The following is a 25,702-nucleotide window of genomic DNA, read 5'->3' as shown; positions in this document are numbered from 1 at the left end:
GCTGAGGGCATGGCTCTGTTCTCCCGCCGTCCGAAGAAGAACTCCGACGGGTCCGATGAGGTGCCCGTCGACGCGCAGGCGGATCTCGCCGACGTCCAGCAGGACGTGAGCGCGGCGGTCGCCGCCGAGCAGGCGGATGCCGAGGACGTGCCGTTCGTGCCGATCTCGATGTCGACCTACGGGCAGCCCGCCCCGCGGCCCGAGCAGCCCCGCCTGCCGCAGGTCGAGGAGACCGCCCCCGAGCGCACCGAGGGTCGACCCGGGATGCCGGACAACACGCTTCTGCTCGCGGCGCTCGTGGAGGCGCCCGAAGAGCCCGATAACGCCGCGATCCTGGGCGTGACGCGCCAGGCGCTGCAGGGCACGCTGTACCTGCGCATCATGGGCGACGCGCAGGCGCAGGTCGCTGCGGGCGAGCCGCTGCGCCTGGCGATCTCGATCATGAACGACAAGAAGTTCCTGCTCGCGTACACGGGTGCTGCGGCGATCCAAGCGGGTCTCAGCGATGACCCCGAGGCGGCGAACACGTCGGTCCTCGGCCAGCCCGCTCAGAACGTGCTCCGCAACGTCGTCGACGCGGGCTACGACGGCATCGTCTTCGACCACGCAGGCCCCGGCCGGCGCATCGTCCTGCCGACGGGTCTCATCTCGCGCGCGATGGATCAGGCCGACCCCGAGTTCACCATCAAGAACCTCCTCGCCGGCCCGCGGACCGATGAGACCGCTCGCGCCGTCGTCGATGCGCTCGTCACCCGCGGCGCGTGGATCGCAGCCGGCACCCGACCGGACGGCAGCATGGGCGTCGCCGAGGCACGGTCCGCCGAGGGGACCCGCTACCTCCAGGTGTTCTCGCACCCGCTCGAGATCCTCACGCTCCGCCGGGAGGATCAGCCGATGCCGCTGACGGCGGCGCAGCTGGGGGAGGCGCTCAGGAGCGAGCCCGAGCTCAGCGGCTTCCTCGTCGACGCGGCAGGCCCATGGATCCGGCTCGAACGCGAGCAGCTCGAGCCGCTCGTCACGATCGCCGATGCCGCGGAGACCGTCGACGCCGCGGCGGCCGCCGACGAGGACTGAGCCCGCGCGGGGCAAGCCCCTGGTCGTGCCGGTGGCCCGCCCCTAGGGTGGGCGCATGACGTCGGAGCGGATCACCCTGCAATTGCCGGGAGGCAGAGAGCTCTCGCTCTCGAGCCCCAACCGCGTCGTGTTCCCCGAGCCCGGGATCACCAAGCACGAGCTCGCCGAGTACGTCCTCGAAGTCGCCGACCCGTTCCTGCGCGCCAACGGTCACCGGCCCGTCTCGCTCGAGCGGTTCCCCGCGACAGTCGACGGCGAGAGCTTCTTCTCGAAGAACCCGCCCAAGGGCACGCCCGACTACGTCGACGAGGTCGTCTGCACGTACAACAGCGGCCGGCGGCATCCCCAGGTCGTCCTGAACGAGGCCGCCGCGATCGTGTGGGCAGTGCAGATGAACACGGTCGTCTTCCATCCGTGGGCGTCTCTCGCCGCCGACACCGACAACCCCGTCGAGCTGCGCATCGACCTCGACCCTCAGCCCGGCACGGACTTCACGGATGCCGCCGCGGTCGCGCCCGCGCTGCGAGAGGTCCTCCGCGAGGCGGGGCTGGAGTCGTGGCTCAAAACGAGCGGCAATCGCGGCATCCATGTCTTCTGCCCGATCGAGCCGTCGCACGAGTTCCTCGACGTGCGGCACGCGGTGATCGCCGCGGGACGCGAGCTCGAGCGACGGATGCCGGACAAGGTCACCACGAACTGGTGGAAGGAAGAGCGCGGTGAGCGCATCTTCATCGATTTCAACCAGGCGAACCGGGACCGCACGATGGCCGGCGCCTACAGTCCGCGGGCACTTCCGGGTGCAACGGTCGCCACCCCGATCACGTGGGACGAACTCGCCGACGGCGTCGACCCCGCCGCGTTCACGGTGCGGACGGTGCCGGATCGACTCGCGACGATCGGCGACCCCTGGGAGCAGCTGCAAGCCGTCCCGGGACGCATCGACACCCTGCTGGAGTGGTGGCAGCGCGACCTCGACGCAGGCTTCGGCGAACTGCCGTTCCCGCCGGAGTTCCCCAAGATGCCGGGGGAGCCGCCGCGAGTGCAGCCGTCGAGGGCGAAGAAGGACTGACCGCCGTCAGCCGGCCGTGACGGTGTCGACCTTCTCCTCGACGGGCGGACGACGTCGAGCCCAGCGGGCGGGCGTATTCGGTCCGTCCCACACCTGGATGATGCCCCAGGCCGCCGCCGTGAGGGGAACCGCGAGGATCGCGCCGACGATGCCGCCGAGGACGGTGCCGATCGTCAGGGCGATCAGCACCGCGAACGCGTGCAGCTTCATCGACCGGCCCATGAGGAACGGCTGCAGGAAGTTACCCTCGAGCTGATTGACCGCCACGACGATCACGACCACCCAGATCGCCGCGACCAGACCGTTCGTCACGAGGGCGACCAACGCAGCCAGGATGCCCGCGACGGTCGCGCCCACGATGGGGATGAACGCCAGTACGAACACGAGAGCGCCGAGCGGGAGGGCGAGCGGGATCTGCAGGATGAGCAGACCGATCGTGATGCCGATCGCGTCCACGGCCGCGACGGCCGCGGTGCCACGGAGGTAGGCCCCGAAGGTCTGGACGGCTTTGTGGCCGACGCGCACGGCGCGGTCGTAGTTCGATCCGCGGAACGGACGGATGAGGAACTCCCACAGATTCGGGCCGTCCTTCAGGAAGAAGAACAGCGTCACGATCATGAGGACGAGCCCCGTCAGGAAGTTCGCGACCGCGCTCACGCCGGCCAGGGCGCCGGAACCGAACTGTGCGCTGGTGAGGAAGTCGGTCGCTGTGCCGACCCACTCGTCGATCTGCTTCTGGTCGATGTCGAACGGCAGGGATTCCGCCCACGTGAGCACGCTCTGGAACCCGTCCTGCGCCTTCGTGGAGAGGTCGTCGAACTGATCGCGGACGGCGTTGACCACGAGCCAGCCGATTCCGCCCAGCACGACGACGAACGCCAGCAGCGTCAGGATGGTCGCGAACACGGAGGGGACGCCGTGGCGGCGCTGCCATGCCATGAGCGGCGCGGCGGCCGAGGCGATGATGAGCGCGAGCAGGACCGGGATCACGACGACGGTGAGTTGCAGCATCCCGAGGATGAGGGCCGTCACGATGACGGCGACGATGATCACCTGCAACGACCGGGTCGCGAGGGTGCCGAAGCCGTCGGACCACATGCTCGCGGGCTTGCCCGTCGCGGCCATGCGGACGGGCCGTCCGTCGTCGAGACGCACCGAGCGGGGAGATGACGAGAAGAGGCCCATGGTGCGACCCTACCGATCCGTCTTTCCGGGCGAGGCCCCTTGACTCAGTCGAGCACGTCGGCCAGGTCGTAGGCCGACACGGTCTCGAGCTGGTCGAAGGTGCAGGACGCGGCATCCCGGTCCGGACGCCATCGCTGGAACTGCACCGTGTGGCGGAACCGGTCGCCCTCGAGCTGGTCGTAGGCGACCTCGAGGACCCGCTCGGGGCGGAGGCGCACGAACGAGGTGTCCTTTGAGGCGGTGAACCGGGAGCGGTCCGACTGCCCCGTGACCGCGTCGCCGTCGTCGCCCCGGACGACCAGCGGCGCGAGCTCGTCGATCAGTTCGAGTCGCCGCGCGTTGCTCCACGCGGCGACCCCGCCGACCTGGCGGAGGTTCCCGTCGTCGTCGTGGAGGCCGACCAGGAGCGACCCGACGCCCTCACCGCTCTTGTGGACGCGGTAGCCCACCGCCACGACGTCGGCGGTCCGCGCGTGCTTGATCTTGAACATCGTGCGCTTCCCCGGCGCGTAGGGGAGGGCGAGCGGTTTCGCGACGACGCCGTCGAGCCCGGCCCCCTCGAACTCGGCGAGCCACTGCTCGGCGAGGGTGGCATCGGTCGTCGTCCGGGTCAGATGGATCGGATGCGGCACATCGCGCAGCAGATCCTCGAGCTGTGCGCGCCGCTCGGAGAAGGGCTCGTCGCGCAGGTCGCGATCGCCCCGCGCGAGCAGGTCGAACGCCACGAACATCGCGGGGGTGGTCTCGCTCAGGAGGGCGACGCGGGATGCCGCGGGGTGGATGCGCTGCGACAGCTGCTCCCACTGCAGCCGCTGCGACCCGGGCTCGCCGTCGGCGACGACGATCTCACCGTCGAGCAGGGACGGTTCGGGCACGAGACGCGAGATCGCGTCGACCAGCTCGGGGAAGTACCGGGTGAGGGGCTTCGACCCGCGGGACCCGATCTCGACCTCCGAGCCGTCCCACCCGATCAGCGCGCGGAACCCGTCCCACTTCGGTTCGTACAGCAGTCCGCCGGCCGTCTTGGCCGGATCGGGGACGGCGGGGACGGATTTCGCGAGCATCGGCGCGGGGATCTCGTACATGCGCCCATCCTGCCCGGCGGTCAGACGCTGCGGAACGGGCTTGCGGGTCAGGCGAAGGCGCTCACGCCGGTGATGTCCCGCCCGAGCAGGAGGGCCTGCACCGACTCGGTCCCCTCGTACGTGTGGATCGCCTCGATGTCGGACATGTGCTGCATGACGCCGTTCTCGAGCAGGATGCCGTTGCCGCCCAGCATGTCGCGCGCGGTCGCCGCGACGCGGCGCGCGGCGCGGGTGTTGTGGAACTTCGCCAGCGACGCCTGCGTCGGGCGCAATCCGCCGGATGCCTCGAGGTCGGCCAGGCGACGGCAGTACAACTGCATCGCGGTCAGGTCCTCGAGCATGTGCGCGAGGCGCTCCTGCACCATCTGGAAGCGGGCGAGCGGTTTGCCGAACTGCACGCGCTGCTGCGCGTACTGCAGCGCCGCCTCGTAGCAGGCGGTCGCGTGGCCGAGCGCCGACCACGCGACACCGGAACGGGTTGCGTAGAGGACGGTCGAGGCATCCTTGAAGGTCCGCGTCCCCGGCAGGACCGCGTCGGTGGGAACCCGCACGTCGTCGAGGGCGATGTGGGCCTGGTGGATGCCGCGCAACGACGCCTTGCCGCCGATGACGGTGCCGGTGTAGCCGGGGCGGTCCTGCTCGACGAGGAAGCAGCGGACGTTGCCGTGGTGCTCGTCGCCCTCGTCGTCGACGCGGGCCCAGACGAAGGTGATGCCGCCGGAGGCACCGTTGCCGATCCATTTCTTGGCCCCGCGCAGCACCCACTCGTCGCCGTCGCGGCGCGCGAAGGTCTCGAGCGAGACCGAGTCCGAGCCGTGGTCCGGCTCGGTGAGGGCGAACGCTGCCGGGACCTCGAAGCGCGCGACCGGGGTCAGCCAGCGCTCCTGCTGGGCGTCGCTGCCGAAGAGGGCGAGGGTGCGCAGTGCCAGCCCGCCCTGGACGGCGAGGACGGTGCCGAGCGACCCGTCGCCGCGCGAGATCTCCATGTTCACGAGGCCCGCGGCCAGGGGGGAGAAGCGCGTGAGTCGCGGGTGGTCGATGCCGTCGTTCAGCAGGTCGAGCTCGCCGAAGCGTCGGGCGATGTCGAGCGGGTACTCCGCGGCATCCCACGCCTCCCGCATCCGGTCGCCGACCTCGTCGACGAAGCCCTGCGTCCGCTCCCACGCGTCGCGGTCGGCGTCGGGGATGTCGGAGAAGACGGCGTAGTAGTCGGTGTCGAGCCGGCCGAGCACGTCGTAGCGGCCGGACGCGCCGCCGGGCAGGTCAGAGGTCATCGCGCCAGGATACGCCCGGTTGGAATTCGGTTCCACTCGAGGTGAAACGCCGTTCCAGGCTAGTCGCGTAGGGCGCCGAGCCGACGGGCGACCTCGGCGGGCGGCATCCGCCGGGGGAAGGTCGCCACGACGATGTCGTCGTCGGCGGCGGGTTCCGGGTCGGGGTGCACGCCGAAACGGCGCAGCAGTTCGTCGTAGGCGGTCTCGAGGACGGCGGCGGGGACCCGCGTGGAACTGCGCAGCAGGCGGCGCAGCACGTGGTTGTGCACCGCGGTCACGGCGGCGGCGAACGCCACCGCGTCGACGGGGTCGAGCCCCGGGACCGAGCGGCGCAGGTACTCGTCGAAGGCGCGCTCGTAGCGGAAGACCGTCACGATCTCGCGGTCGCGCAGCGACGGCACCTGGCGTACGACGGCGTATCGACGGCGAGCGACCTCGGGATCGGATGCGAAGTGGCGGTAGATCTGCACCGATGCCTCGCACACCGCCGACCACGGGTTCTCGTGCGCCTCGGAGAGGTAGGCCCGCAGGCGATCGAGGAGCAGCTCATGGTCGGCGAAGACGACGTCGTCCTTCCCGCCGAACTGCCGGAAGAACGTCGACCTGGACACCCCCGCGGACTGGGCGATCTGCTCGACCGAGGTCTGCTCGTAGCCGTGCTCCGCGAACAGCGCGAGCGCGGCGGCCACCACTGTGCTGCCCGTGGGACGGAGGTCGTCGGCCATGGAGGGAAGCCTAATGCGAAGGCCGTCCTGTCAAGGCCTGTGCCTGATCTGGTCGGCGCGCCTTGACTCACCCCATGTCCTCCCTGTGGAAGCAGCACCCGACCGAGTCCGCCGACACCCCGTTCGAGCCCGGGGCACGTCACGACGTCGTCGTGATCGGCGCGGGGCTCACCGGCCTCGCCACGGCCTACGAACTGGCGCGGACCGGGGTCGACGTCGCCCTCCTCGAACGCGGCGGCATCGGCGAGCTCGCCTCGGGATCGAACACCGGCAAGGTGTCGCTCCTGCAGGGGACGACGCTTTCGACGCTGCGGTCGGGGCACCCGGCATCCCTCGTCCGCGCCTACGTCGACGCCAACCGCGACGGCTTCGCGTGGATGACGGACACCGCAGAGCACCTCGGCGTGCCGCTCACCTCGCGCACCGCCTACACCTACGCCCAGGCCGGCGAGGGGCGGCGTTCCGTCGCGCAGGAGTACGAGGCGGCCCGCGAGGCGGGGCTCGCCGTACGCCTCGTCGGCGAGGACGAGCTGCGCGCCGCAGCCGTGCCCATGGCGGCAGCCGTCGCGCTCGACGACCAGCGCGCGGTCGACCCGATGCGGATGCTCGCAGCGCTCGCCGACGCGTTCGTCGCCGCCGGCGGCACGCTGCATCTGGGCGTCGAGGTCAGCGGCGTGAAGGTCTTCCCCGAGCCGCGCGTCGAGACCGATCGCGGGCCGATCTTCGCGTCGCGGGTCGTGGTGGCCACCGGCATCCCGATCCTCGACCGCGGCCTCTACTGGGCGAAGGTGAGCGGGATGCGGTCGGCCTGCGTCTCGTTCACCCTCACCGCGCCGCTGCCTGATGGCATGTACCTCTCAGCCGACGAGCCCACGCGCTCGGTGCGCACGATCCTCCCCGAGGACGGCCCGGCCGATGTCGCGCAGATCGTCGTCGGAGGCGCGGGGCACCCCGTCGGGCGGGCCGAGTCGGAGCGCGCGATGCTCGACGAGCTGTCGCGCTGGGCGCAGCAGACGCTGCCCGTGGGGGAGGAGACCCACCGCTGGTCGGCGCAGGACTACACGTCGCACAACCGCATCCCCTTCATCGGCACGATGCCCCGGACGCTCGGGCGCGTGCGCTTCGCGACGGGCTATGCAAAGTGGGGACTCACGAACGCGCCGGCGGCCGCGCTGCGCATCGTCAGCGAGCTGCGCGGCGAGAAGATGAGCGAACGCCCGCGGTGGATGACGCAGATCGGCACACGTCTCACGATGCCCGCCGACATCGCGAAGGGAGCGGCGGAGAACGCGAAGGTCGGCCTCGCCGCCGCAACGGGTTGGGCGGGCGCCGAGGCGCAGGCCGTGCCCGTGCCGCAGCCTGCCGAGGGGGAGGGCGTCGTCGCGCAGCGCGCGGGCCGGCCCGTCGCCATCTCGACCACCGACGGCGAGACGCGCGCCGTGAGCGCCGTCTGCCCGCACCTCGGCGGGATCCTCGAGTGGAACGACCTCGAGTGCACGTGGGACTGCCCACTGCACGCGTCGCGCTTCACGGCATCCGGAGAACGCATCGAAGGCCCCGCGACCAGAGGCCTCCGGCCGGTCGACTGAGTCAGGATGCCGCGGCGATGACGCCCGTGATGATGAGCGTCACGACGGTCGTCCACAGCACGATCGCCGTGCCCTGCCAGAACAGCACGGTCCGGGTCGGCACGCCCGTCCCCTTGAGCGCCGCGGCCGTGAACTGGGTCGGCAGGATGAGGGGACCGAGGAGGCTGACGCCGGGCGTCCCATAGCGGTGGTAGGCCTTCTGGAACTTCTCGGAGCGCGCCGACGGCGTCTTCTCGGATGCCCCCGCGCGGGAGGTCACGGCCGTGCGGACGCGGGCGGCCGCGAGGACGACGATCGCGACGCAGAGGAAGTTGCCCGCGGCGCCGGCGACGGCGGCGACGACGGGATGGATGCCGCCGACGATCCCGATCGCCGCGGCGCCCTCGCCCTCGATGAAGGGGACCGCGCCGGCGAGGGCCACGACGAGCGGCTGCACGAGGTCGGGCATCTGCGCCACCAGGTCCTGGAAGCCGGCGACGAGGTCGGAGACGGGGTTCGACATGGTGTCCTCTCGGAGTCGGCGACCGGATCTCGTATCGCCGTGATCCCAGTCCACCGTCCCGGGCCGGGGCGCGGCAGTGCCGCCCCGTCACCTTCCTGCGGGAGGTTCGACGGGCCGAGGGGTGACATTCGTCATGGTCGTACTGTGGCCGTGTGACCACGCCCGACCCGACCCCGACGCGGACTGCCGCGTCGCTCGCGCGAGGCGTGACGGCGACCGGGTGGTACATCGCCACGTCGATGGTCTTCTTCCTCCTCGGCACCGTCGTCGTGTGGGGGCTCGTCGTCCTCGTCGCCCGCGAGGGATGGCGGAGCCCCGTCGCTCTCGTCGCCTACGTCGGTGCGGCGGTGATCGTCGTGACCTGCACGATCCTGCTCCTCACGCGCTATCGCAGGGACGGCGACCTCGACGACGGCGACCGCCCGTCCTGGCGGCGCCGGTTCCTCTCGCTCCCGGTCGTCGCGGCGGTCCTCGCCTCGGCCGTCCTCGGCGTCGTGGCCGGGTCGCCGCTGCTCGGCGCCGCGCTGGTCGGCGCCACCCTCTGCCTCGTCCGCTGGGGCCCCGGCATCCGGTGGCGCGGTGTTGTGCTGCTCGAAGTCGCCCTCGTCGTGCTCTGGCTGCTCGAGCAGGCCGCGCCGATGCCTCGGAGCGACGCGTTCGTGCTCGTGTTCTTTTCCGTCGCGCTCCCGATGACGCAGGCGCTGTCGCTCTGGTCGTGGGACGTCGTCCTCGAGCTCGACAGCGCACGCCGCACCGAAGCCCGCCTCGCCGCCGTGCAGGAGCGGCTGCGGCTCGCCGGCGAACTCCACGATCTGCAGGGGCACCACCTGCAGGTCATCGCACTGCAGCTCGAACTCGCCGAGCGCATGATCCACCGCGATCCGGATGCCGCCGCCAGCCAGATCGCGCTGGCGCGGACGTCCGTCGACGAGGCCCGCGACGGCACGCGCGCGCTCGCCGGGCGCTTCCGTGGCGTGCCGCTGCCCGACGAGCTCGCGAACGCGGCCGACCTGCTGCGCGCCGCCGGGCTGACGGTCACGCTCGACGTCGCGGCAGACGCGGCATCCGCTCCCGCCGATCTGTTGGGACCCGTGATTCGAGAGTGCACGACGAACGTGCTCAAGCACGGCGGTGGGACCTGGGCGTGGCTCGGGCTCGAGCGGGTCGGCGACGTGTGGCGTCTGACGATGGCGAACGACCCCGGGGCGGGGTCGACCATCGGGTCGGGCGCGGGGCTCGACGGCATCGCGCACCGGGTCGGTGTGGCCGGCGGTGACGTCGCATCGCGTCGGGGCGACGATCGGTTCGACGTCGTCGTCACGGTTCCGGCCGAGGCGGCATCGGTGAGGGAGGAGGCAGGATGATCCGGGTGCTCATCGCCGACGACGAGGACATGATCCGGACGGCTCTGGCGACGCTCCTCGCGCTCGAGGAGGACCTCGAGGTCGTCGCCGAGTGTGCGGACGGCGAGACGGCCGTCTCCCGTGCGCTCGAACTGCGCCCGGACGTCTGCCTGCTCGATCTCGAGATGCCCGGGATCGACGGGGTCGAGGCGGCCGCCCGCATCCGCCAGCGGATCCCTGCCCGTTGCGTCGTCGTCACCCGGCACGCACGTCCCGGAGTCCTGCGGCGCGCCCTCAGCGCCGGCGTCGACGGCTTCGTGCCGAAGTCCCGTCCCGCCGGCGACGTCGCCGCCGTGATCCGCGAGGTCGCCGCCGGGCGCCGCTACGTCGACCCCGAGATCGCCGCGGATGCGCTCAGCGACGAGCGCTCGCCGCTGACCGACCGCGAGCTCGACGTCCTGCGCGCCGGAGCCCGCGGCGAGACGATCGCCGACATCGCGGCATCCCTCCATCTGTCCTCTGGGACGGTCCGCAACCACGTGTCGTCGATCCTCGGCAAGCTCGGGCTCGCGACACGGCAGCAGGCGGCGATCACGGCGCGCGAACGCGGCTGGATCTGACGGATGCCGCACGAGGACGCACCGCACGAGGAAGCACCGCACGAAGAAGCACTGTCGGGCGGCAACGCGAGCGGCGCCGTCGTCCGGATCGGCGACACCGTCCGCAAGCCCTGGACGGCGTCGACGGCGAGCGCCACGGCATACGTCCGCGCACTCCGCGACGCCGGGATCGATGCGCCCGAGCCGCGGGGACGCGACGAGGAGGGACGCCAGGTGATCGAGTTCGTCCCCGGCGAGCTCGCGATCGAGCGGGGGCCGATGCCGCCGGACGACCTCCACCGCGTGGGGATGATGGTGCGCGCGATCCACGATGCGAGCGCCGCCTACGTCGTCCCCGCGGGGAGCGTGTGGCAGAGCGCGATCGCTGCCCCGGGGGCCGAGCTCGTCTGCCACAACGACCTCGCACCGTGGAATCTCGTGCAGGGGGAGCGGTGGGTGTTCATCGACTGGGATGCCGCAGCCCCCAGCACCCGGCTGTGGGACCTCGCGTACGCCGCGCAGTCCTTCGCGCTCAACGACACCTCGGTGCCGCCGGACGACGCCGCCCGGGGATTGGCTGCCCTCGTGGACGGGTACGGCGCCGGTACCGCGCTGCGTTACGGGCTGCCGGAGGCGATGGTCGAGCGCACGGCGGCCATGCACGAGCTCCTCCGCCGTTCCCACGGGACCGGAACGGAGCCGTGGTCGTCGATGTTCGTGCAGGGGCACGGGGACCACTGGCGGAGGGTCACCGCGTACGTCGAGCGCCATCGCGAGATCTGGGCGAGGGTGCTGCGGGAGTGAGCCCGACCCTGCCGAACGAGGGGATCGGAGCGCGGGGCACTCAGGCGCGGGTAGTAGGCTTTTCGACCGGGCGATCTCTCGACATCGAGATAATTCCGCGCCCGTAACCCCGCCGTCGCCCAGCGAAGGATTGCAGTGGACCTTTACGAGTACCAGGCACGAGACCTGTTCGAGAAGCACGAGGTGCCGGTGCTCGCCGGCATCATCGCCGACACCCCTGAGGAGGCGAAGGCGGCTGCCGAGAAGATCGGCGGCGTGGTCGTCGTCAAGGCTCAGGTCAAGACCGGAGGTCGCGGCAAGGCCGGCGGCGTCAAGGTCGCCAAGACCCCCGACGAGGCCTACGCGGCAGCCGAGGCCATCCTCGGCCTCGACATCAAGGGCCACGTCGTCCAGCGCGTCATGGTCGCCCAGGGCGCCGACATCGCCGAGGAGTTCTACTTCTCGGTGCTGCTCGACCGCTCGAACCGCTCCTACCTGAGCCTCTGCTCGGTCGAGGGCGGCATGGAGATCGAGGAGCTCGCCGTCGAGCGCCCCGAGGCGCTCGCGCGCGTCGAGGTCGACCCGCTGCAGGGCATCGACAAAACCAAGGCCGTCGAGATCGCGAAGGCCGCGAACTTCCCCGAGGACCTCGTCGAGAAGGTCTCGGATGTGTTCGTCAAGCTCTACGACGTCTACAAGGGCGAGGGTGCGACCCTCGTCGAGGTGAACCCGCTCGTCCGCACGGGCGCCGGCGACATCGTCGCCCTGGACGGCAAGGTCTCGCTCGACGAGAACGCCAGCGAGGTCCGCCACCCCGAGCACGAAGAGCTCGAGGACAAGGGCGCCGCAGACCCGCTCGAGGCGAAGGCGAAGGCATCCGGCCTCAACTACGTCAAGCTCGACGGCCAGGTCGGCATCATCGGCAACGGCGCAGGGCTCGTCATGTCGACCCTCGACGTCGTCGCCTACGCCGGCGAGAACCACGGCGGCGTCACGCCCGCCAACTTCCTCGACATCGGTGGCGGCGCGAACGCGCAGGTCATGGCGTCCGGTCTCGACGTCATCCTCGGCGACGAGCAGGTCAAGAGCGTCTTCGTCAACGTCTTCGGCGGCATCACGTCGTGCGTCGCCGTCGCCGAAGGCATCGTGAAGGCCCTCGAGATCCTCGGCGACGCGGCCACCAAGCCGCTCGTCGTCCGCCTCGACGGCAACCAGGTCGACGAGGGTCGTGCGATCCTCGCCGAGGCCAATCACCCGCTCGTCACGCTCGCCGCCGGTATGGACGAGGGCGCCGACAAGGCCGCCGAGCTGGCGAACGCCTGAGCCGCGCGAAGACTACCGAGACACAGGGACAACAGACATGTCTATCTACCTCAACAAGGACTCCAAGGTCATCGTCCAGGGCATCACCGGCGGTGAGGGCACCAAGCACACCGCCCTCATGCTGAAGGCCGGGACGAACGTCGTCGGCGGCGTCAACGCCCGCAAGGCCGGCACGACCGTCACCCACGAGAAGCCGCACGAGGGCGAGGTCGAACTCCCCGTCTTCGGCTCGGTCGCCGAGGCCATCGAGAAGACCGGAGCCGACGTCTCCATCGCGTTCGTGCCGCCCGCCTTCACGAAGGACGCCATGATCGAGGCGATCGACGCCGAGATCCCGCTGCTCGTCGTCATCACCGAGGGCGTCCCCGTCGGCGACACCGCCGAGGCCTGGGCCTACGCCAAGAGCAAGGGCAACAAGACCCGCATCATCGGTCCGAACTGCCCCGGCATCATCACCCCCGGTGAGGCGCTCGTCGGCATCACGCCCGCGAACATCACAGGCAAGGGACCGATCGGCCTCGTGTCGAAGTCGGGCACCCTGACGTACCAGATGATGTTCGAGCTCCGTGACCTCGGCTTCTCGACCGCCATCGGCATCGGCGGCGACCCGGTCATCGGCACGACGCACATCGACGCCCTCGAGGCGTTCGAGGCCGACCCCGAGACCAAGGCCATCGTCATGATCGGCGAGATCGGCGGCGACGCCGAAGAGCGGGCGGCCGACTACATCAAGGCGCACGTGACGAAGCCGGTCGTCGGCTACGTCGCCGGCTTCACCGCTCCCGAGGGCAAGACCATGGGCCACGCCGGCGCCATCGTCTCGGGCTCGGCGGGCACCGCGCAGGCCAAGAAGGAGGCCCTCGAGGCCGCCGGCGTCAAGGTCGGGAAGACCCCGTCCGAGACCGCCGACCTGATGCGCGCCATCATCGAGGCGCTCTAAGCCAGACAGAGCGAAGGGGCGGATGCTGCGGCATCCGCCCCTTCGTCGTCCACGGAACCCCCTCGCAACGACCGAGGTCCCGATCCGGCCGGGAATGCGCGAGGCATAACCGGCCCGATCGGGACCTCGGGGCAGCGAACGCGGTCAGGCGCCGATGAGCGCCTCGATCGGGCCGCGCGCGAAGTAGACGACGAAGCCCGCCGCGACGACCCAGAGCAGCCAGTGGACCTGCTTGGCCTTGCGGGCGAAGACGTTCACGACGACCCAGCTGATGAAGCCCGCCCCGATGCCGTTGGCGATCGAGTAGGTCAGCGGCATGACGGTCGCGGTGAGGAACACCGGCAGCAGGATGCTGAAGTCCGACAGGTCGATGTTCTTGATCTGCGCGAGCATGAGCGCACCGACGAGCACGAGCGCCGCCGCGGCGACGTAGCCGGGGACGATCGAGGTGAGCGGCGTGAAGAACATCGCCAGCAGGAACAGCACACCCGTCACGACGTTCGCGAGCCCGGTGCGCGCTCCCTCGCCGATGCCCGAGCCGGACTCGACGAACACGGTCGCCGACGACGACGAGGTCGCACCACCGGCGATCGCGCCGACGCCCTCGACGATCAGCGCCGACTTGATGCGCGGGAAGTCGCCCTTGTCGTTCGCGAGACCCGACTCCTTCGCGAGGCCCGTCATGGTCCCCATCGCGTCGAAGAAGTTCGAGAACACGAGCGTGAAGACGATCATGACGACCGACACGATCCCGATCTTCGCCCAGTCGAAGCCGAAGTCGATCTTGCCGACGAGCTCGAAGTTGGGCAGGGCGACGATCTTCAGCCCGTCGAGCTTGAGGCCCAGCGCCGTCGGCCAGATCGCATTGACGATGTAGCTGATGACCGTGCCGCCGACGAGGCCGATCAGCAGCGCACCCTTGACGCGGAGGGCCATCAGAATGCCGGAGAGGAACAGCGTGACGACGAACATGACGGTGCTGATCGTCGTGATCGAGCCGCCCACGCCGAGGTCGAGCGGGGGAGAGGCGTTGCCCGTCGCGGTGACGAAGCCGGCGTTGACGAAGCCGATGAAGGCGATGAACAGGCCGATGCCGACCGTGATCGCGAGCTTGAGCTGGACGGGGACGGCGTCGAAGATCATCTTCCGCAGGCCCGTCGCGGCCAGCAGCACGATGATCAGACCGTTGATGACGACGAGCGCCATGGCCTCGCCCCACGTGACCTGGCCGACGACCGAGAAGGCGAGGAACGCGTTGATGCCGAGCCCCGCCGCGAACGCGAACGGCAGGCGCGTGACGAGACCGAAGAGGATCGTCATGACACCGGCGGTCAGGGCGGTCGAGGTCGCGACGGCGGTGCCGTCGAGGACCGTGCCGGCGACGTCGGGAGTCGACAGGATGATCGGGTTGAGGATGACGATGTAGGCCATCGTCACGAAGGTGACGATGCCGCCGCGGACCTCCGTGCCGACGGTCGAGCCGCGGCCGGTGATGTCGAAGTAGCGGTCGAGGAACGAGGGGGATGCCGGGGCTGCGGCACCGCGGGACGCGCGGGATGTCGTGCTGTTCACCCTCCGAGGGTAGTGGGTCGCCGGGGCACCCGCTGAGGGTGGCCGATCGCTCGTGCCTCCGGTGCGGGAGCCGGGCGCCCGGGCGGACCGCGGGTAAGGTCGGTTCGTTGTGAATCGCCTCCTCGTCTCCCTCCTCGCCGCCGTCGACGCCCTCGTGACCGTCGCGGTCGGTGTCGGCGTCGTCCTCGCGCCGGTGACCCTCGTCTGGGTGTTCGGAGTGAGTGGGGATGCCGACTGGGCGGCGCTCTGGCCGGCGGCCGCCACGATCTGGCAGCTCGGCCACTTCGCGCCCGTCGCGGTGTCGCTTCCGGCGGAGCTCGTCGCCCTCGGCGGCCTGCCCTCGGGCGCTGCCGACTTCACCGTGTCGCTCGCCCCGACGCTGCTCGCCGTCTTCACCGCGATCTCGGCGTCGCGCTCCGGCAGTCGTGCCGCGCGGTCCGGGGCATGGCTGACGGGCGTCGCCGCAGGAACGGTCGCCGTCGCGGTGCTCTCGACGATCATCGCGCTCACCGGGCGGACCGGTGTCGCCGCGGTCGATCTCGGCGCAGCGGTCGCCGGGCCCACGCTCGTCTTCGCCGTCCCCGCTCTGCTCGGCGCGCTGGTCCGGGCATGGAGCGAGGGCGACGACGGCATCGTCGACGCCGTCAGCGAGCGCCTTCCCGACGACGTCCAGAACGCGGTGGATGCCGGTGCCCGCGGCATCGTGATGGCGGCGGCCGGCATCGTGGGGCTCGGCGCCCTCGTGCTCGCCGTCCTCTTCTTCGTCCGCGGCGGCGAGGTGATCTCGCTCACCCAGGCGGCCCAGGTCGATCTGCCCGGTGTGATCGTCCTCGCCCTCGGGAGCCTCTTCTATCTGCCCACCCTCGTCGTGTGGTTCGCCGGGTTCGCCGTCGGTCCCGGATTCGCGATCGGCAGCGGCACGGCGGTGTCACCGGCCGCCACCAGCCTGGGAGTCGTGCCGGGCATCCCCGTGCTCGGCGTCATCCCAGACTCGACCTCGCCCTGGCTCCTGCTCCTGGCGCTGGCGGTCGTCGGACTGGGCGTCGTCGCCGGGTCCGTCGCACGCGCCTCGCTGCTGGTCGGATCGACGGCGGATGCCGAGCCCCTCCGCCCGCGCCTGGTCGCCCTCGGTGTCACGGTCGTCGGGACCGGGCTCGTCGTCGGGGTGTTCGCCGGAGCCGCGCGCGGATCGATCGGCCCCGGCCGGCTCGCCGAGGTCGGACCCGAACCGTGGCTCGTCGCCCTCGTCGCCGCGGTCGAGGTCGGAGTGGGTGCTGCCGTCATGCTGCTCTCGCCGCGCGGTGCGGAATCCGATCGGCCGGCTGCGGCATCCGTCCCGCGCGACGCGCCCGCGGTGTCCACGCCCGCGACGCCGACGTCGACGGCGCAGACGCGTCGTGAGCCCGCCGGGGCGGTCTCGCCCGACGAGTTCCCCACCGCCCCGCTAGACTGACCCGGTGCTCACGGTCGCCGTTCTCATCTCGGGCACGGGATCCAATCTGCGTGCTCTCCTGGACGCCGCGAGCGAGCCCGACTTCCCCGCCCGCGTGATCGTCGTCGGAGCCGACCGGCAGGCCGATGGCTTCGCCCACGCCGAGGCCTACGGCATACCGACGTTCATGGTCCCGTTCCAGGAGTTCGACAGTCGCGAGGCGTGGGGCGACGAACTGCTCGCACACCTCGGCGTGTGGAAGCCCGACCTCGTCGTGCTGAGCGGCCTCATGCGACTGTTGCCGGCCGCCGTCGTGGCCGCGTGGGCTCCTCGGCTCATCAACACCCACCCCGCGTACCTGCCGGAGTTCCCCGGCGCCCGCGGCGTCCGCGATGCGCTCGCCGCGGGAGCATCGCAGACCGGTGCAAGCGTCATCGTCGTGGACGACGGCGTCGACACAGGTCCGATCCTCGCGCAGGAGCGGGTCCCGGTGCTCCCGGACGACACCGAGCACACTCTGCACGAGCGCATCAAGCCGGTGGAGCGGCGCCTGCTCATCGACGTCGTCCGTCGCATCGCGACCGGCGAACTCGCCCTTACCTCCTGACCCGCACCACCCCCTGAACCGACACCCGAACGCCCCCGACTCGAGGAGTTCCCGCATGGCCGGCCCGCAGATCGACCCGTCCCTCTACCGCGCACGCGACGTCGTGCCCGTCCGTCGCGCGCTCGTCTCGGTGAGCGACAAGACCGGGCTGCTCGAGCTCGGTCAGGCTCTCGCAGCCGCCGATGTCGAGATCGTCTCGACGGGCGGATCGGCAGCGCTCCTGCGCGACGCCGGCATCGCCGTCAAGGACGTGTCCGAGGTCACCGGCTTCCCCGAGTCGCTCGATGGACGCGTCAAGACGCTGCACCCCAGCGTGCACGCGGGGCTCCTGGCCGACCTCCGCCTGGAGGACCACGAGAGCCAGCTGGGCGAGCTCGGCATCCTGCCCTTCGAGCTCGTCGTCGTGAACCTGTACCCCTTCGTCGAGACGGTCGCCTCGGGCGCCCAGGGCGATGCCGTCGTCGAGCAGATCGACATCGGCGGCCCCGCGATGGTGCGCGCCTCGGCGAAGAACTACGCCAACGTCGCGATCGCCGTCTCGCCCGAGTCGTACCCCGCGATCGTCGATGCCCTCGGGCAGGGCGGCACGACCCTCGCGCAGCGCCGCGAGCTCGCCGCCCGCGCGTTCGCGCACACGGCAGCGTACGATCGCGCGGTCGCGACCTGGTTCGCCGAGGAGACGCTCGACGCCGAGGGCGACCTGCCGCAGCACCTGACGATCAAGGCCGAGCGCCTGGCGACCCTCCGTTACGGCGAGAACTCGCACCAGCGCGCCGCGATCTACTCGCGCGTCGGCGGTCACGGCATCGCGCAGGCGACGCAGCTGCAGGGCAAGGAGATGTCCTACAACAACTACGTCGACGCGGATGCCGCGCTCCGTGCCGCGTTCGACCTCGTCAAGCCGGCGGTCGCCATCATCAAGCACGCGAACCCGTGCGGCATCGCGATCGGCGCGCCCCAGGCGCTCGACCCGATCGCCTCCGCGCACCTGCGCGCGCACGAGTGCGACCCCGTGTCGGCTTTCGGTGGCGTCATCGCCGCCAACCGCACCGTCACGCTCAAGATGGCCGAGAACCTCCGCGACATCTTCACCGAGGTCATCGTCGCGCCCGACTTCGAGCCCGAGGCGCTCGAGGTGTTCCGGCTGAAGAAGAACCTCCGGGTCCTGCAGCTCCCCGCCGACTGGCGTCAGGAGCCCATGGACGTCCGCCTCGTCTCGGGCGGCCTCCTGCTGCAGGATGCCGACCGCTTCCCGAACGAGATCGAATCGCTCGTGGACTCGTGGCAGCTCGTGTCGGGGGAGCGCCCCGCGGACAGCGAGCTCGAGAACCTCTCGTTCGCGTGGAAGAGCTGCCGCGCCGTGAAATCCAACGCGATCGTGCTCGCCAAGAACTCGGCGACGGTCGGGATCGGCATGGGGCAGGTCAACCGCGTCGACTCGTGCCGCCTGGCCGTGGAGCGTGCGGGCGAGCGTGCCGCCGGGTCGGTCGCGGCATCCGATGCGTTCTTCCCGTTCGCCGACGGACCGCAGGTTCTGCTGGATGCCGGCATCACGACGATCATCCAGCCGGGCGGATCCGTGCGCGACCAGGAGGTCATCGACGCCGCGCAGGCCGCCGGCGTGACGATGTACTTCACGGGCGAGCGGCACTTCTTCCACTGAGCGGGTCGGTTGGCCACGAATCATAGCGGGTGAGGGGGAGGGCAGTTCTCCCCATCGAAATCGATCGCTCTGATCACCTACTCTCTTGGCGGGAGGTTCCGCTATGGGAATGATGTTGCCGAACGAGCTGATCTGGGTGATGGAGAAGCTCGGGTTCGATTGGCCCGACATCGACGAGGACGAACTGCGCCGCGGCGGCCAGATCATCTCGACGTTCCGGGACGAGCTCGAGAACAAGATCCAGGTGATGGACCGCAAGGTCAACACCGACATCGCCGGCGCTATGCGCGGTCAGGCGGGCCCGGCCTACGTCAGCGCCTGGAACACGAACCGTTCCCAGAACCTCCAGAAGCTCATGGACATCCTCGGGCCCGTCCCGCCGGGTGTCGAGATCGCGGCCGGCGGCGTCACCGCGCTCAAGATCAAGGTCATAGCCGACGTGACCTCTACGATGATCACCCTCGTCGCCATGCTGACGAACCCCGTGACCGCCGTCGGCGCCGGCCCCATGCTCCTCATCAAGAAGAAGCTGCTGAACGCGGCCGTCGACATCGCGGTGGAGCAGGTGCTCAACCAGGTCCTGCCAATGGTCATCGAGCCGCTGGCGAACGAACTCCCGGGCGTCATCATGGCGGCGCTCGACTCGCCGATCGTCGAAGCGGTCGCCGGCGACCCCGACGAGTTCTACGCCGACCTTCAGGCGCTCGAATCCGCTCAGGGCGAGATGGAGCAGCACGCGGCCGACGTCGAGAGTCTCACCGACCGGCTCATGTCCGACCTCGCGAGCCTGAACATCGGAGGCGATTGACGGTGCCGGTTGCTGCGACCTCGCATCCCGAGCCGGATGCCGCCGAACACAGACGACTGGCGATGAACGATTCGACGGGATTGAACAGATCATGAAGATGGGCGAAGTCATCCGTCCGCTGAAGGACTCGCTGGACGGTGTGCCGGTGCACGTCCGGCAGCTGTCGGATATGTTCCGCAAGCACGGGCAGAAGCAGAACCGCAACACCAGTCGGGTCGACGACCTCGACGCGACGAACGTTCCCGAACCGCTGCGCGACGGCTGGAAGAAGGATTCCTGGCACACCCCGGACCGCGTGGTCGGTTCGGGTAAGCCGAACCGCCCCTACCCGGCGGAGTACCTCGACGCGGACTACATTCAGCAGCACCTGCAGCGCTTCGAGGGCGGTGCGACCCGGTTCTACCGGACCGAGAGCCTGAACAATTACGGCCCCGGCAACCAGGGCACGACGTTCGTCTTCCCGACCTCCGAGATCGACAACATCATCACGCAGGCGGACGGCGACCCGAAGAAGCTCGGCGTCATGCTCGGCCTCGGCGAGAACTTCTTCGTCGACGCCGACGGTAAAGCGGTCGACATCACCCGCGCGGACTTCAACTACGAGGAGATCGTCAACGGCAACCTCCGGATGCCGCGCGGAAACGAGGCGGGCGCGAACGAGGCGTGGATCCCGGGTGGTTATCTGCCTGAAGGCATCCCCGAGGCGGTGCTGAGCACCCACCCCGACGCCGTCAAGGGCGACCCGTCCGCCGGCGGGACGTGGGGTACGTACACGCCGTTCGGGCTGTGAGCGTTACGGCCGCCTCCGGCGACGTCCGCTACCCCCGTCGGTTCGAGATCTTCCGGTTGGAAGCGCTGGGCGACGCCCCGTTCTTCACCGATGAGGACGCACGGGGGGAGTACGACCAGGGCCGTCGGCTCGCCGTGACGGATGCCGGCTCCCCGCCGACCTGGTACCTCGACATCCTGCCGGGGCAGCAGCGGTTCACGGTCACCTTCTACTCGTCCTACAAGACCCCCATCCGCGAGGTCGTGTGGGAGGCGACGGCCGGCCGCCTTGTCCGGCGACGCGCGCTCGACCTCTTCTACCCCGAAGGGGACCCGAAGCGTCGAGTCCCGTACTCGCAGCTCCTGACGGTCGATCAGCACGGGTACGCCGACGGGGTCGCGCGCATCGAGCGGTCATCGCCGATCGACGCGGATGTGTTCGCGGAGATCACCGTGAGCGAGCAGGAGCGTATCGACGTCCCCGAGTTCGGTGCGTGGTCGGCGCTGATCGCGGCATCCGCTCCGTCCGATGTGAGCCGCTTCGATCTGGACGCGATCGAGGCCGCGGAGGAGTACGTGCGGGCCGCGATCGCCGCCGGTGAACCTCTCGCCGTTCCCGGCCGGTGGAGTCTCCCCGCTTCCGCGTCGACGGTCCTGGGCACCGTGACCGCTCTCACCGCCTTCGAGCCGACGCCGTCGCTCGTGCCGGTCATCGAGCGCGACGCGGCGAAGATCGTCCCGGTGTTCGTGCAGGGGGCATCCCCTCGGCAGTCGGGCCTTGACGCCCGCGAGGAGCAGCGGCGCGTCGACGACCTGGCGTCCGACCTTGCCGGCGCGCTCGAGTATGCGGCGGGACGGCCGATCGCCTTCCCGCTCGACCAGCGGGGCGACGGCCCGGTCGCGGAGTACGCGGCATCCCTTCGTGACGCGAATGCGCGAACCGCCCAGTGGTGGACGCTGAACGAGACAGGTGTCGTGGTCGTGCGTTCGGGCGACGAGGATGCCGGTGACCTGGCGCTCGCCGTCCACCTGGTCCCGGCGAGGTGGGTCTCGGGGCGGAGCGGGACGCCGACAGGGCGCGCGCCGACCGATTTTCGCTGGTCGCGGGCGGAGATCGCCGGGTGACCGCCGCCCCGTCGGGAGGAAGCGGGTGGATCACCGGACACCCGCGCGTGGCCGCCGGCGTGGCGGTTGACGGTGACGGCGTCCTGATGACGGGCGAGCGCATCGTCGGCGCCGCCGAGGAGCTTCTCGTTCGTCCTGGAGCGGAGCTCGAGGAGGGGGAACTGCTCCCGGGAGTGCCCGTGATCCGTCGAGGGGAAGCATGGATCATCCCGCTGTCGTGGCAGCCGCCCGCGGCCAGTGCCCCTGGCAGCGCCCTGCGACGCCGCTCCGAGGACCTGCGTTCGAGCATCCGATCGGCATGCGAGTTCCGCTACGGTTTCGGGATCGTCGCGGACCTCGAGAAAGCTCCTCCCGCCAACCCCTACCTCCGAGAGCTCCGACGTCAGGGAGCGCGGTTCGCCGGGTGGTGGGCGACGGAGGGCAAGGCTCTCGTCCTCGTCGTGCACGGTGCCCCCGTTCCCGAGCCCGTGTCGGCTGCCGCCCTGCACGTCGTTCCGCTGGGCTGGGTCTCCGACGCGCGGCCCGCACGGCGGGTGCTGGAGGTCGATGTCGGATGGAGCGGGCCCTTCTAGACGGGCAGCCGGTTGATACGCAAGACCTATGTGCTCTCCAACGGGCGTGGTTAGCATCTTCAGCAGGGGGGATACATGGGAATCGGAGAAGTCATCCGGCCGCTCAAGAACTCGCTGGACGGGGTTCCCGTTCACGTTCGGCAGCTCGCCGAGATGTTCCGCAAGCACGGTCAGAGGCAGGGGGACAACACCGCTCGCGTGACCGATCTCGATGCCACCGATGTCCCGGAGGCCCTCCGGAACGGGTGGAAGGGCGACTGGACGCCGAGCGACGTCGTCAAAGTGCCTCAGGGGCAGCGACCGCATCCGTCCGAGTACCTCGACGCGGAGTACATCCGTCAGCATCTCGATCAGTTCTCCGACGGTGCGACCCGCATCTACAAGAAGCCCAGCCTCGACGGCTATGGGCCGGGTAACAACTCCGGGCCGGACGGCAGGAACACGACCTACGTGTTCCCGACCGACAAGCTGGGCGACGTCATCCGCGCGGCCGATGGCGACCCCGTCAAGCTGAGCGACGCGCTGGGATTGCCGAAGGACTTCTTCGTCGGTGCGGAAGTGGAGCTTCGCGACTTCGCGCCGCACGAACTCGACGGACTAACGGTCCCCACGGGCAACGAGGGTGGAACGGATCTCGAAAAGTGGATTCCTGGGGGCTACCTGCCCAGCGGTATCCCCGAAGCCGTGATCGATATCCCGGAGACGGCCACCGGCCTCAACAACGGCGGGTTCGACCCGTCCTATTGGCCGGGTACCCCGCGTCATTTCGAGCTGTAGGCGGACACCCTCATGCGTGATGACACCGACCTCTGGCGGGGCCGGTCCGAAGCTTTCGGGCCGGCGTCCGCCGTCGGCGGCGCGGTTCTCCCTTACGAGGGGAGAACCGCACTGCAGGCGCCCGACGGGCTTCCGGCCGCGGTCTTCCGCGCGGATGTCGACGGGTGGGCGACCCCGTCCACGCCGGTCCTCGTCCGCGGACGAGCGAAGATCCTGCCGCTCGCGTGGTCCGGCGACCCGACGGCATCCGTCCGTACCGTCGACACGGCCGAGATCGATGCCCTCGCCGAGCAGATGCTCGCCGCCGGCATGCACTGGGCCGGCAACTGGCGCCTGCTCGAGCTCGTGGAGCGGCGAAGCGACAGCATCGGCTCATACGCCGACGCCCTCCGCACGGCGGGGGCGACCCGGGTGGATTGCTGGACGTACTCGCATGAGGTGGGGCTCTCGCTCGTCTGGGCGGGGAGAGCGGATGCCGGCACGGCGTCGCTCGCGCTCCACGTCGTCCCGGCGTCGTGGGTGTCCGAGCCGCGTGCAGGCAAACCGGTGAAGAACATCGACGTGCGATGGTCGTGGCACGACGTCGTCGGACTTTTCGAGCACGACCGAGGATTTAGTCTGTGAGCAAGCTGATGAGAGGGCTGGACCAATGAGTGCTGTCGACGGAATCGCCACCGATGTGACCCTTCGGATCTACGGTGCGAGCGAGCTCGGCGTGCTGTCGCAGACCGCTCCCGGCGCCGCCCACCCCCGCGTGGAGTACGTCGGCGGCGAGGTGTTCGTCGGGCTCGATCACCGCGACGGCAACGCCCCCGTCACCCAGGGTGAGACCGACGGGGCGGATGCGGACTTCCGCGATGCCGTGCGTTCGGCGATCTCCGCTGCGGGCGACAGCCCCGTCGAGGGAGCGAGCTCACTCGTCATCACCGAGGAGGCGCTCGCCGCCGCCATGCTTCTCGACCCCTCGCGACTCGCGGGTGCGGGTCTGTCCGGGGCGCCGGTGGCGTTCCCCTATGCGCGGGATCGCGTCATCATCGTGGGCGCGGACGACGACACCGCGATCGGGCGCGTTCTCGACGTCGCCGAGCAGCTGTACGAAGCGGAGCAGCCGCTCGTCAGCGCGCACCCCATCGTCCTGACCGACGACGGTTGGGCGCCGTTCCCGTGGCGCGAGCGTCTGCCCGAGCTGGAGATGCGTTTCGAGCGGGTGCTGCGCCTGTTCTCGGTGCGCGCATACGACGTGCAGACGGCCGCGTTGCAGCGACCCGACGTTCACATCGCTCCCGCGAAGATCCAGGTCCTCGAGTCCGGCGTGACGACGACCTTCGCGGCATGGCCGCAGGGCACCGCGACACTGCTCCCCGTGGTCGACAACGTCATCATCGCCGACCCCGCCGGCACCCTCAGCGTCGCGACGATGACCGAGTTCCTCGACGCCGCCGGCGATGCGGTGATCCGGACCGGACTGTCACCCGCTCGCTACTTCGTGCCGGGTGACGAACCGGACTCCTCGCAGGCATGATCTGGGAGATCGATCAGCCCGAGGACCGACCCGACGGCGTTGACGCCCTCGGACGGCCCGATCCGGCGTACGCCGCGGCCCTGGGGCTCATCCGTGCCCCGTTCGGCCGTCGGTCGATGGCGTACGTCATCGACATGCTCGTCTGGGTCGTGCTGCAGCTTCCCCTGTGGCTGGGGGCGCTGCCCCTGCTGATGAAGCTCGCGACCGGCTCGATCTCGCCCTATGGCCTCGTCAACCATCCCGACTTCGTGCTGGCCGCTGTCATGGCGGCCGTCTCGGTCGCTCTCTCGCTCGCGCTCACGATCGTCCAGTGGATCCTGCAGGCGCGCCGCGGACTGACGATCGGCAAGGGGTTCATGGGACTTCGCAGCGTCAACGTCCGCACCCTGGAGCGACCCGGCGCGGGTCCTGTCCTCCTCCGTGCTCTCATCGTCGGGGCGGCCGGCATCATCCCGGTCATCGGCACGGCCGTCATCCTCGCCTCGCCGACCTTCGATTCGACGGAGCGCGGGCGGGGCTTCCACGACCGCGCTGCACGGATGTGGCTCGTCGACGTCAAGCTCGGGCTGAACCCGTACGACGAGAAGCGGATGCGGATCGCCCGGAAGGCGGTGAAGGCGGAACCCGTGCGCGAGCGCGCCGAGCGCCCCTCGTTGGCCACCTCGACGCGTCCCGGCACCACTCCCGAGTACCGGCCGGGCAACCGCATCAGCGCCGGTGTCCTCGGCGTCGTTCGGTCGAAGGACGGCACCCCCGATGCGGGGAAGGATGCCGCGCCTGCGCCTGCGGCAGGATCGGCCCCGGTCATCGACGCCGCCCCCGGTGTCGACGAATCGCGACGCACCCCGTTGCCGGATCGCGGGACCTTCGTACCCGCGGAACCGGTCGGTGGTCCCGAGGCGGCTGTCGCCGTGCCGACGTCCGCCCCCGCCGAAGCCCCGGCTCCGGCTGTCGCGCCTGCGCCCGTATCGCCGTCGCAGCCGGAACCTGCGCCTGCGCCCGCGTCCCGGATCGGCCTTCGCTTCGACACGGGGGAGACCGTCGTCCTGTCGGCGGCGCTCCTCGTCGGACGCGATCCCGACCCCGCGTCCACCCCCGGGGCCGAACCGACCAGGCTTACCGACGAGAGCCGGTCGCTGTCGAAGACCCACGCACTGCTCGTCCCGACGCGAGACGGCCTCGAGCTCATCGACCGCGGGTCGACCAACGGCAGCGCCGTCATCCATGCGGGTGCGGAGACGCCGGCGGTCCCCGGTGTCGCCCTGCCTGCCGCCGTCGGAGACACCGTCCGTCTCGGCGACCGCCTCGCTGAGATCGTCGTGTTGTGATCGTCTTGCCCGCCCCCGTCGAACGAACGCGACCCCA

General features: G+C 70.4%; 25 protein-coding genes. 19 read left to right on the top strand and 6 right to left on the bottom strand.

Annotation, left to right across the window (positions count from 1 at the left end; all coding sequences use genetic code 11):
- The first annotated feature begins 9 nt into the window (after positions 1–9).
- Positions 10–1,074, top strand: coding sequence for an SseB family protein (locus BLR68_RS04755; RefSeq protein ID WP_018188903.1), 1,065 nt, complete (start codon positions 10–12; stop codon positions 1,072–1,074).
- A 55-nt stretch (positions 1,075–1,129) separates the two neighbouring features.
- Positions 1,130–2,143 carry a non-homologous end-joining DNA ligase gene (ligD, locus tag BLR68_RS04750; protein WP_018188902.1) on the top strand — a complete coding sequence of 338 codons (1,014 nt, stop codon included), beginning with the start codon at positions 1,130–1,132 and terminating at the stop codon, positions 2,141–2,143.
- Between the two features lie 6 nt (positions 2,144–2,149).
- On the opposite strand, the gene BLR68_RS04745 is transcribed toward ligD, so the two are convergent.
- Genes BLR68_RS04745 through BLR68_RS04730 form a run of 4 tightly spaced genes read right to left on the bottom strand, consistent with a single transcriptional unit; the run spans position 2,150 to position 6,412 of the window.
- Positions 2,150–3,328 (bottom strand): AI-2E family transporter, encoded by a 1,179-nt coding sequence (locus BLR68_RS04745; protein WP_018188901.1) that lies wholly within the window; start codon positions 3,326–3,328, stop codon positions 2,150–2,152.
- Positions 3,329–3,372: 44 nt separating this feature from the next.
- The gene (locus tag BLR68_RS04740; RefSeq protein ID WP_018188900.1) at positions 3,373–4,413 is read right to left on the bottom strand and encodes an ATP-dependent DNA ligase; all 1,041 of its coding nucleotides are present in this window, start codon (positions 4,411–4,413) and stop codon (positions 3,373–3,375) included.
- 47 nt (positions 4,414–4,460) lie between these two features.
- Entirely contained in the window at positions 4,461–5,687 is a 1,227-nt protein-coding gene (locus BLR68_RS04735) for an acyl-CoA dehydrogenase family protein (RefSeq protein WP_018188899.1), read from the bottom strand.
- A 59-nt stretch (positions 5,688–5,746) separates the two neighbouring features.
- Positions 5,747–6,412 carry a TetR/AcrR family transcriptional regulator gene (locus tag BLR68_RS04730; RefSeq protein WP_018188898.1) on the bottom strand — a complete coding sequence of 222 codons (666 nt, stop codon included), beginning with the start codon at positions 6,410–6,412 and terminating at the stop codon, positions 5,747–5,749.
- A gap of 74 nt (positions 6,413–6,486) precedes the next feature.
- Here BLR68_RS04730 and BLR68_RS04725 point away from each other — a divergent pair, with 74 nt between their 5' ends.
- Positions 6,487–8,001 carry an FAD-dependent oxidoreductase gene (locus BLR68_RS04725; RefSeq protein ID WP_018188897.1) on the top strand — a complete coding sequence of 505 codons (1,515 nt, stop codon included), beginning with the start codon at positions 6,487–6,489 and terminating at the stop codon, positions 7,999–8,001.
- Between the two features lies 1 nt (position 8,002).
- Here the strand turns inward: BLR68_RS04725 and BLR68_RS04720 are convergent, their stop codons facing one another.
- Positions 8,003–8,503, bottom strand: a complete 501-nt coding sequence (locus tag BLR68_RS04720; protein ID WP_018188896.1) for a hypothetical protein — start codon at positions 8,501–8,503, stop codon at positions 8,003–8,005.
- Between the two features lie 152 nt (positions 8,504–8,655).
- Between BLR68_RS04720 and BLR68_RS04715 the strand changes: the two genes are divergently transcribed.
- From BLR68_RS04715 to sucD, 5 genes are all read left to right on the top strand, one after another.
- The gene (locus BLR68_RS04715; RefSeq protein ID WP_018188895.1) at positions 8,656–9,867 is read left to right on the top strand and encodes a sensor histidine kinase; all 1,212 of its coding nucleotides are present in this window, start codon (positions 8,656–8,658) and stop codon (positions 9,865–9,867) included.
- Positions 9,864–10,466 carry a response regulator transcription factor gene (locus tag BLR68_RS04710; protein WP_018188894.1) on the top strand — a complete coding sequence of 201 codons (603 nt, stop codon included), beginning with the start codon at positions 9,864–9,866 and terminating at the stop codon, positions 10,464–10,466. Before BLR68_RS04715 ends, BLR68_RS04710 begins: the two co-directional genes overlap by 4 nt.
- A gap of 3 nt (positions 10,467–10,469) precedes the next feature.
- Positions 10,470–11,249: a phosphotransferase gene (locus BLR68_RS04705; protein ID WP_018188893.1), complete on the top strand. Its 780-nt coding sequence runs from the start codon at positions 10,470–10,472 to the stop codon at positions 11,247–11,249.
- Positions 11,250–11,384: 135 nt separating this feature from the next.
- Positions 11,385–12,551, top strand: coding sequence for an ADP-forming succinate--CoA ligase subunit beta (sucC, locus tag BLR68_RS04700; protein ID WP_018188892.1), 1,167 nt, complete (start codon positions 11,385–11,387; stop codon positions 12,549–12,551).
- A gap of 37 nt (positions 12,552–12,588) precedes the next feature.
- Positions 12,589–13,491, top strand: coding sequence for a succinate--CoA ligase subunit alpha (sucD, locus tag BLR68_RS04695; RefSeq protein ID WP_018188891.1), 903 nt, complete (start codon positions 12,589–12,591; stop codon positions 13,489–13,491).
- A gap of 144 nt (positions 13,492–13,635) precedes the next feature.
- Here sucD and BLR68_RS04690 read toward each other — a convergent pair whose 3' ends face one another.
- Positions 13,636–15,063: an NCS2 family permease gene (locus BLR68_RS04690; protein ID WP_018188890.1), complete on the bottom strand. Its 1,428-nt coding sequence runs from the start codon at positions 15,061–15,063 to the stop codon at positions 13,636–13,638.
- Positions 15,064–15,172: 109 nt separating this feature from the next.
- Between BLR68_RS04690 and BLR68_RS04685 the strand changes: the two genes are divergently transcribed.
- From BLR68_RS04685 to BLR68_RS04635, 11 genes are all read left to right on the top strand, one after another.
- Positions 15,173–16,516 carry a cell division protein PerM gene (locus BLR68_RS04685; RefSeq protein ID WP_018188889.1) on the top strand — a complete coding sequence of 448 codons (1,344 nt, stop codon included), beginning with the start codon at positions 15,173–15,175 and terminating at the stop codon, positions 16,514–16,516.
- 4 nt (positions 16,517–16,520) lie between these two features.
- On the top strand, positions 16,521–17,102 hold the full coding sequence (gene purN / locus BLR68_RS04680) for a phosphoribosylglycinamide formyltransferase (RefSeq protein ID WP_018188888.1): 582 nt from the start codon (positions 16,521–16,523) through the stop codon (positions 17,100–17,102).
- A gap of 55 nt (positions 17,103–17,157) precedes the next feature.
- Positions 17,158–18,765, top strand: a complete 1,608-nt coding sequence (gene purH / locus BLR68_RS04675) for a bifunctional phosphoribosylaminoimidazolecarboxamide formyltransferase/IMP cyclohydrolase (protein ID WP_018188887.1) — start codon at positions 17,158–17,160, stop codon at positions 18,763–18,765.
- A 103-nt stretch (positions 18,766–18,868) separates the two neighbouring features.
- On the top strand, positions 18,869–19,573 hold the full coding sequence (locus BLR68_RS04670) for a WXG100-like domain-containing protein (protein ID WP_256335313.1): 705 nt from the start codon (positions 18,869–18,871) through the stop codon (positions 19,571–19,573).
- 91 nt (positions 19,574–19,664) lie between these two features.
- The gene (locus BLR68_RS04665; RefSeq protein ID WP_018188885.1) at positions 19,665–20,363 is read left to right on the top strand and encodes a hypothetical protein; all 699 of its coding nucleotides are present in this window, start codon (positions 19,665–19,667) and stop codon (positions 20,361–20,363) included.
- The gene (locus tag BLR68_RS04660) at positions 20,360–21,466 is read left to right on the top strand and encodes a hypothetical protein (protein ID WP_018188884.1); all 1,107 of its coding nucleotides are present in this window, start codon (positions 20,360–20,362) and stop codon (positions 21,464–21,466) included. The genes BLR68_RS04665 and BLR68_RS04660 overlap by 4 nt, the downstream gene beginning before the upstream one ends.
- Entirely contained in the window at positions 21,463–22,038 is a 576-nt protein-coding gene (locus BLR68_RS04655) for a hypothetical protein (protein ID WP_018188883.1), read from the top strand. Before BLR68_RS04660 ends, BLR68_RS04655 begins: the two co-directional genes overlap by 4 nt.
- 75 nt (positions 22,039–22,113) lie before the next feature.
- On the top strand, positions 22,114–22,815 hold the full coding sequence (locus BLR68_RS04650; protein ID WP_018188882.1) for a hypothetical protein: 702 nt from the start codon (positions 22,114–22,116) through the stop codon (positions 22,813–22,815).
- 12 nt (positions 22,816–22,827) lie between these two features.
- Positions 22,828–23,439 carry a hypothetical protein gene (locus BLR68_RS04645; RefSeq protein ID WP_018188881.1) on the top strand — a complete coding sequence of 204 codons (612 nt, stop codon included), beginning with the start codon at positions 22,828–22,830 and terminating at the stop codon, positions 23,437–23,439.
- 25 nt (positions 23,440–23,464) lie between these two features.
- Complete coding sequence (locus BLR68_RS04640; RefSeq protein WP_018188880.1) at positions 23,465–24,337, top strand: hypothetical protein; 873 nt, start codon at positions 23,465–23,467, stop codon at positions 24,335–24,337.
- Positions 24,334–25,665 (top strand): RDD family protein, encoded by a 1,332-nt coding sequence (locus tag BLR68_RS04635; protein ID WP_026303059.1) that lies wholly within the window; start codon positions 24,334–24,336, stop codon positions 25,663–25,665. The genes BLR68_RS04640 and BLR68_RS04635 overlap by 4 nt, the downstream gene beginning before the upstream one ends.
- The last annotated feature ends 37 nt before the right edge of the window (positions 25,666–25,702 follow it).

It is taken from the genome of Microbacterium sp. 77mftsu3.1 (assembly GCF_900100525.1).
Taxonomy (GTDB): Bacteria; Actinomycetota; Actinomycetes; order Actinomycetales; family Microbacteriaceae; genus Microbacterium; species Microbacterium aquilitoris.
Note: the sequence above shows the minus strand (reverse complement) of the source record. Positions and strands in the feature narration are given on the sequence as shown.

What these genes read in the sequence shown, in the direction of transcription:
- BLR68_RS04755 (WP_018188903.1), top strand. Translation starts at nt 10, where the DNA reads ATGGCTCTGTTCTCCCGCCGTCCGAAGAAGAACTCCGACGGGTCCGAT.
- ligD (WP_018188902.1), top strand. Translation starts at nt 1,130, where the DNA reads ATGACGTCGGAGCGGATCACCCTGCAATTGCCGGGAGGCAGAGAGCTC.
- BLR68_RS04745 (WP_018188901.1), bottom strand. Translation starts at nt 3,328, where the DNA reads ATGGGCCTCTTCTCGTCATCTCCCCGCTCGGTGCGTCTCGACGACGGA.
- BLR68_RS04740 (WP_018188900.1), bottom strand. Translation starts at nt 4,413, where the DNA reads ATGTACGAGATCCCCGCGCCGATGCTCGCGAAATCCGTCCCCGCCGTC.
- BLR68_RS04735 (WP_018188899.1), bottom strand. Translation starts at nt 5,687, where the DNA reads ATGACCTCTGACCTGCCCGGCGGCGCGTCCGGCCGCTACGACGTGCTC.
- BLR68_RS04730 (WP_018188898.1), bottom strand. Translation starts at nt 6,412, where the DNA reads ATGGCCGACGACCTCCGTCCCACGGGCAGCACAGTGGTGGCCGCCGCG.
- BLR68_RS04725 (WP_018188897.1), top strand. Translation starts at nt 6,487, where the DNA reads ATGTCCTCCCTGTGGAAGCAGCACCCGACCGAGTCCGCCGACACCCCG.
- BLR68_RS04720 (WP_018188896.1), bottom strand. Translation starts at nt 8,503, where the DNA reads ATGTCGAACCCCGTCTCCGACCTCGTCGCCGGCTTCCAGGACCTGGTG.
- BLR68_RS04710 (WP_018188894.1), top strand. Translation starts at nt 9,864, where the DNA reads ATGATCCGGGTGCTCATCGCCGACGACGAGGACATGATCCGGACGGCT.
- BLR68_RS04705 (WP_018188893.1), top strand. Translation starts at nt 10,470, where the DNA reads ATGCCGCACGAGGACGCACCGCACGAGGAAGCACCGCACGAAGAAGCA.
- sucD (WP_018188891.1), top strand. Translation starts at nt 12,589, where the DNA reads ATGTCTATCTACCTCAACAAGGACTCCAAGGTCATCGTCCAGGGCATC.
- purH (WP_018188887.1), top strand. Translation starts at nt 17,158, where the DNA reads ATGGCCGGCCCGCAGATCGACCCGTCCCTCTACCGCGCACGCGACGTC.
- BLR68_RS04670 (WP_256335313.1), top strand. Translation starts at nt 18,869, where the DNA reads ATGGGAATGATGTTGCCGAACGAGCTGATCTGGGTGATGGAGAAGCTC.
- BLR68_RS04665 (WP_018188885.1), top strand. Translation starts at nt 19,665, where the DNA reads ATGAAGATGGGCGAAGTCATCCGTCCGCTGAAGGACTCGCTGGACGGT.
- BLR68_RS04650 (WP_018188882.1), top strand. Translation starts at nt 22,114, where the DNA reads ATGGGAATCGGAGAAGTCATCCGGCCGCTCAAGAACTCGCTGGACGGG.
- BLR68_RS04645 (WP_018188881.1), top strand. Translation starts at nt 22,828, where the DNA reads ATGCGTGATGACACCGACCTCTGGCGGGGCCGGTCCGAAGCTTTCGGG.
- BLR68_RS04640 (WP_018188880.1), top strand. Translation starts at nt 23,465, where the DNA reads ATGAGTGCTGTCGACGGAATCGCCACCGATGTGACCCTTCGGATCTAC.
- BLR68_RS04635 (WP_026303059.1), top strand. Translation starts at nt 24,334, where the DNA reads ATGATCTGGGAGATCGATCAGCCCGAGGACCGACCCGACGGCGTTGAC.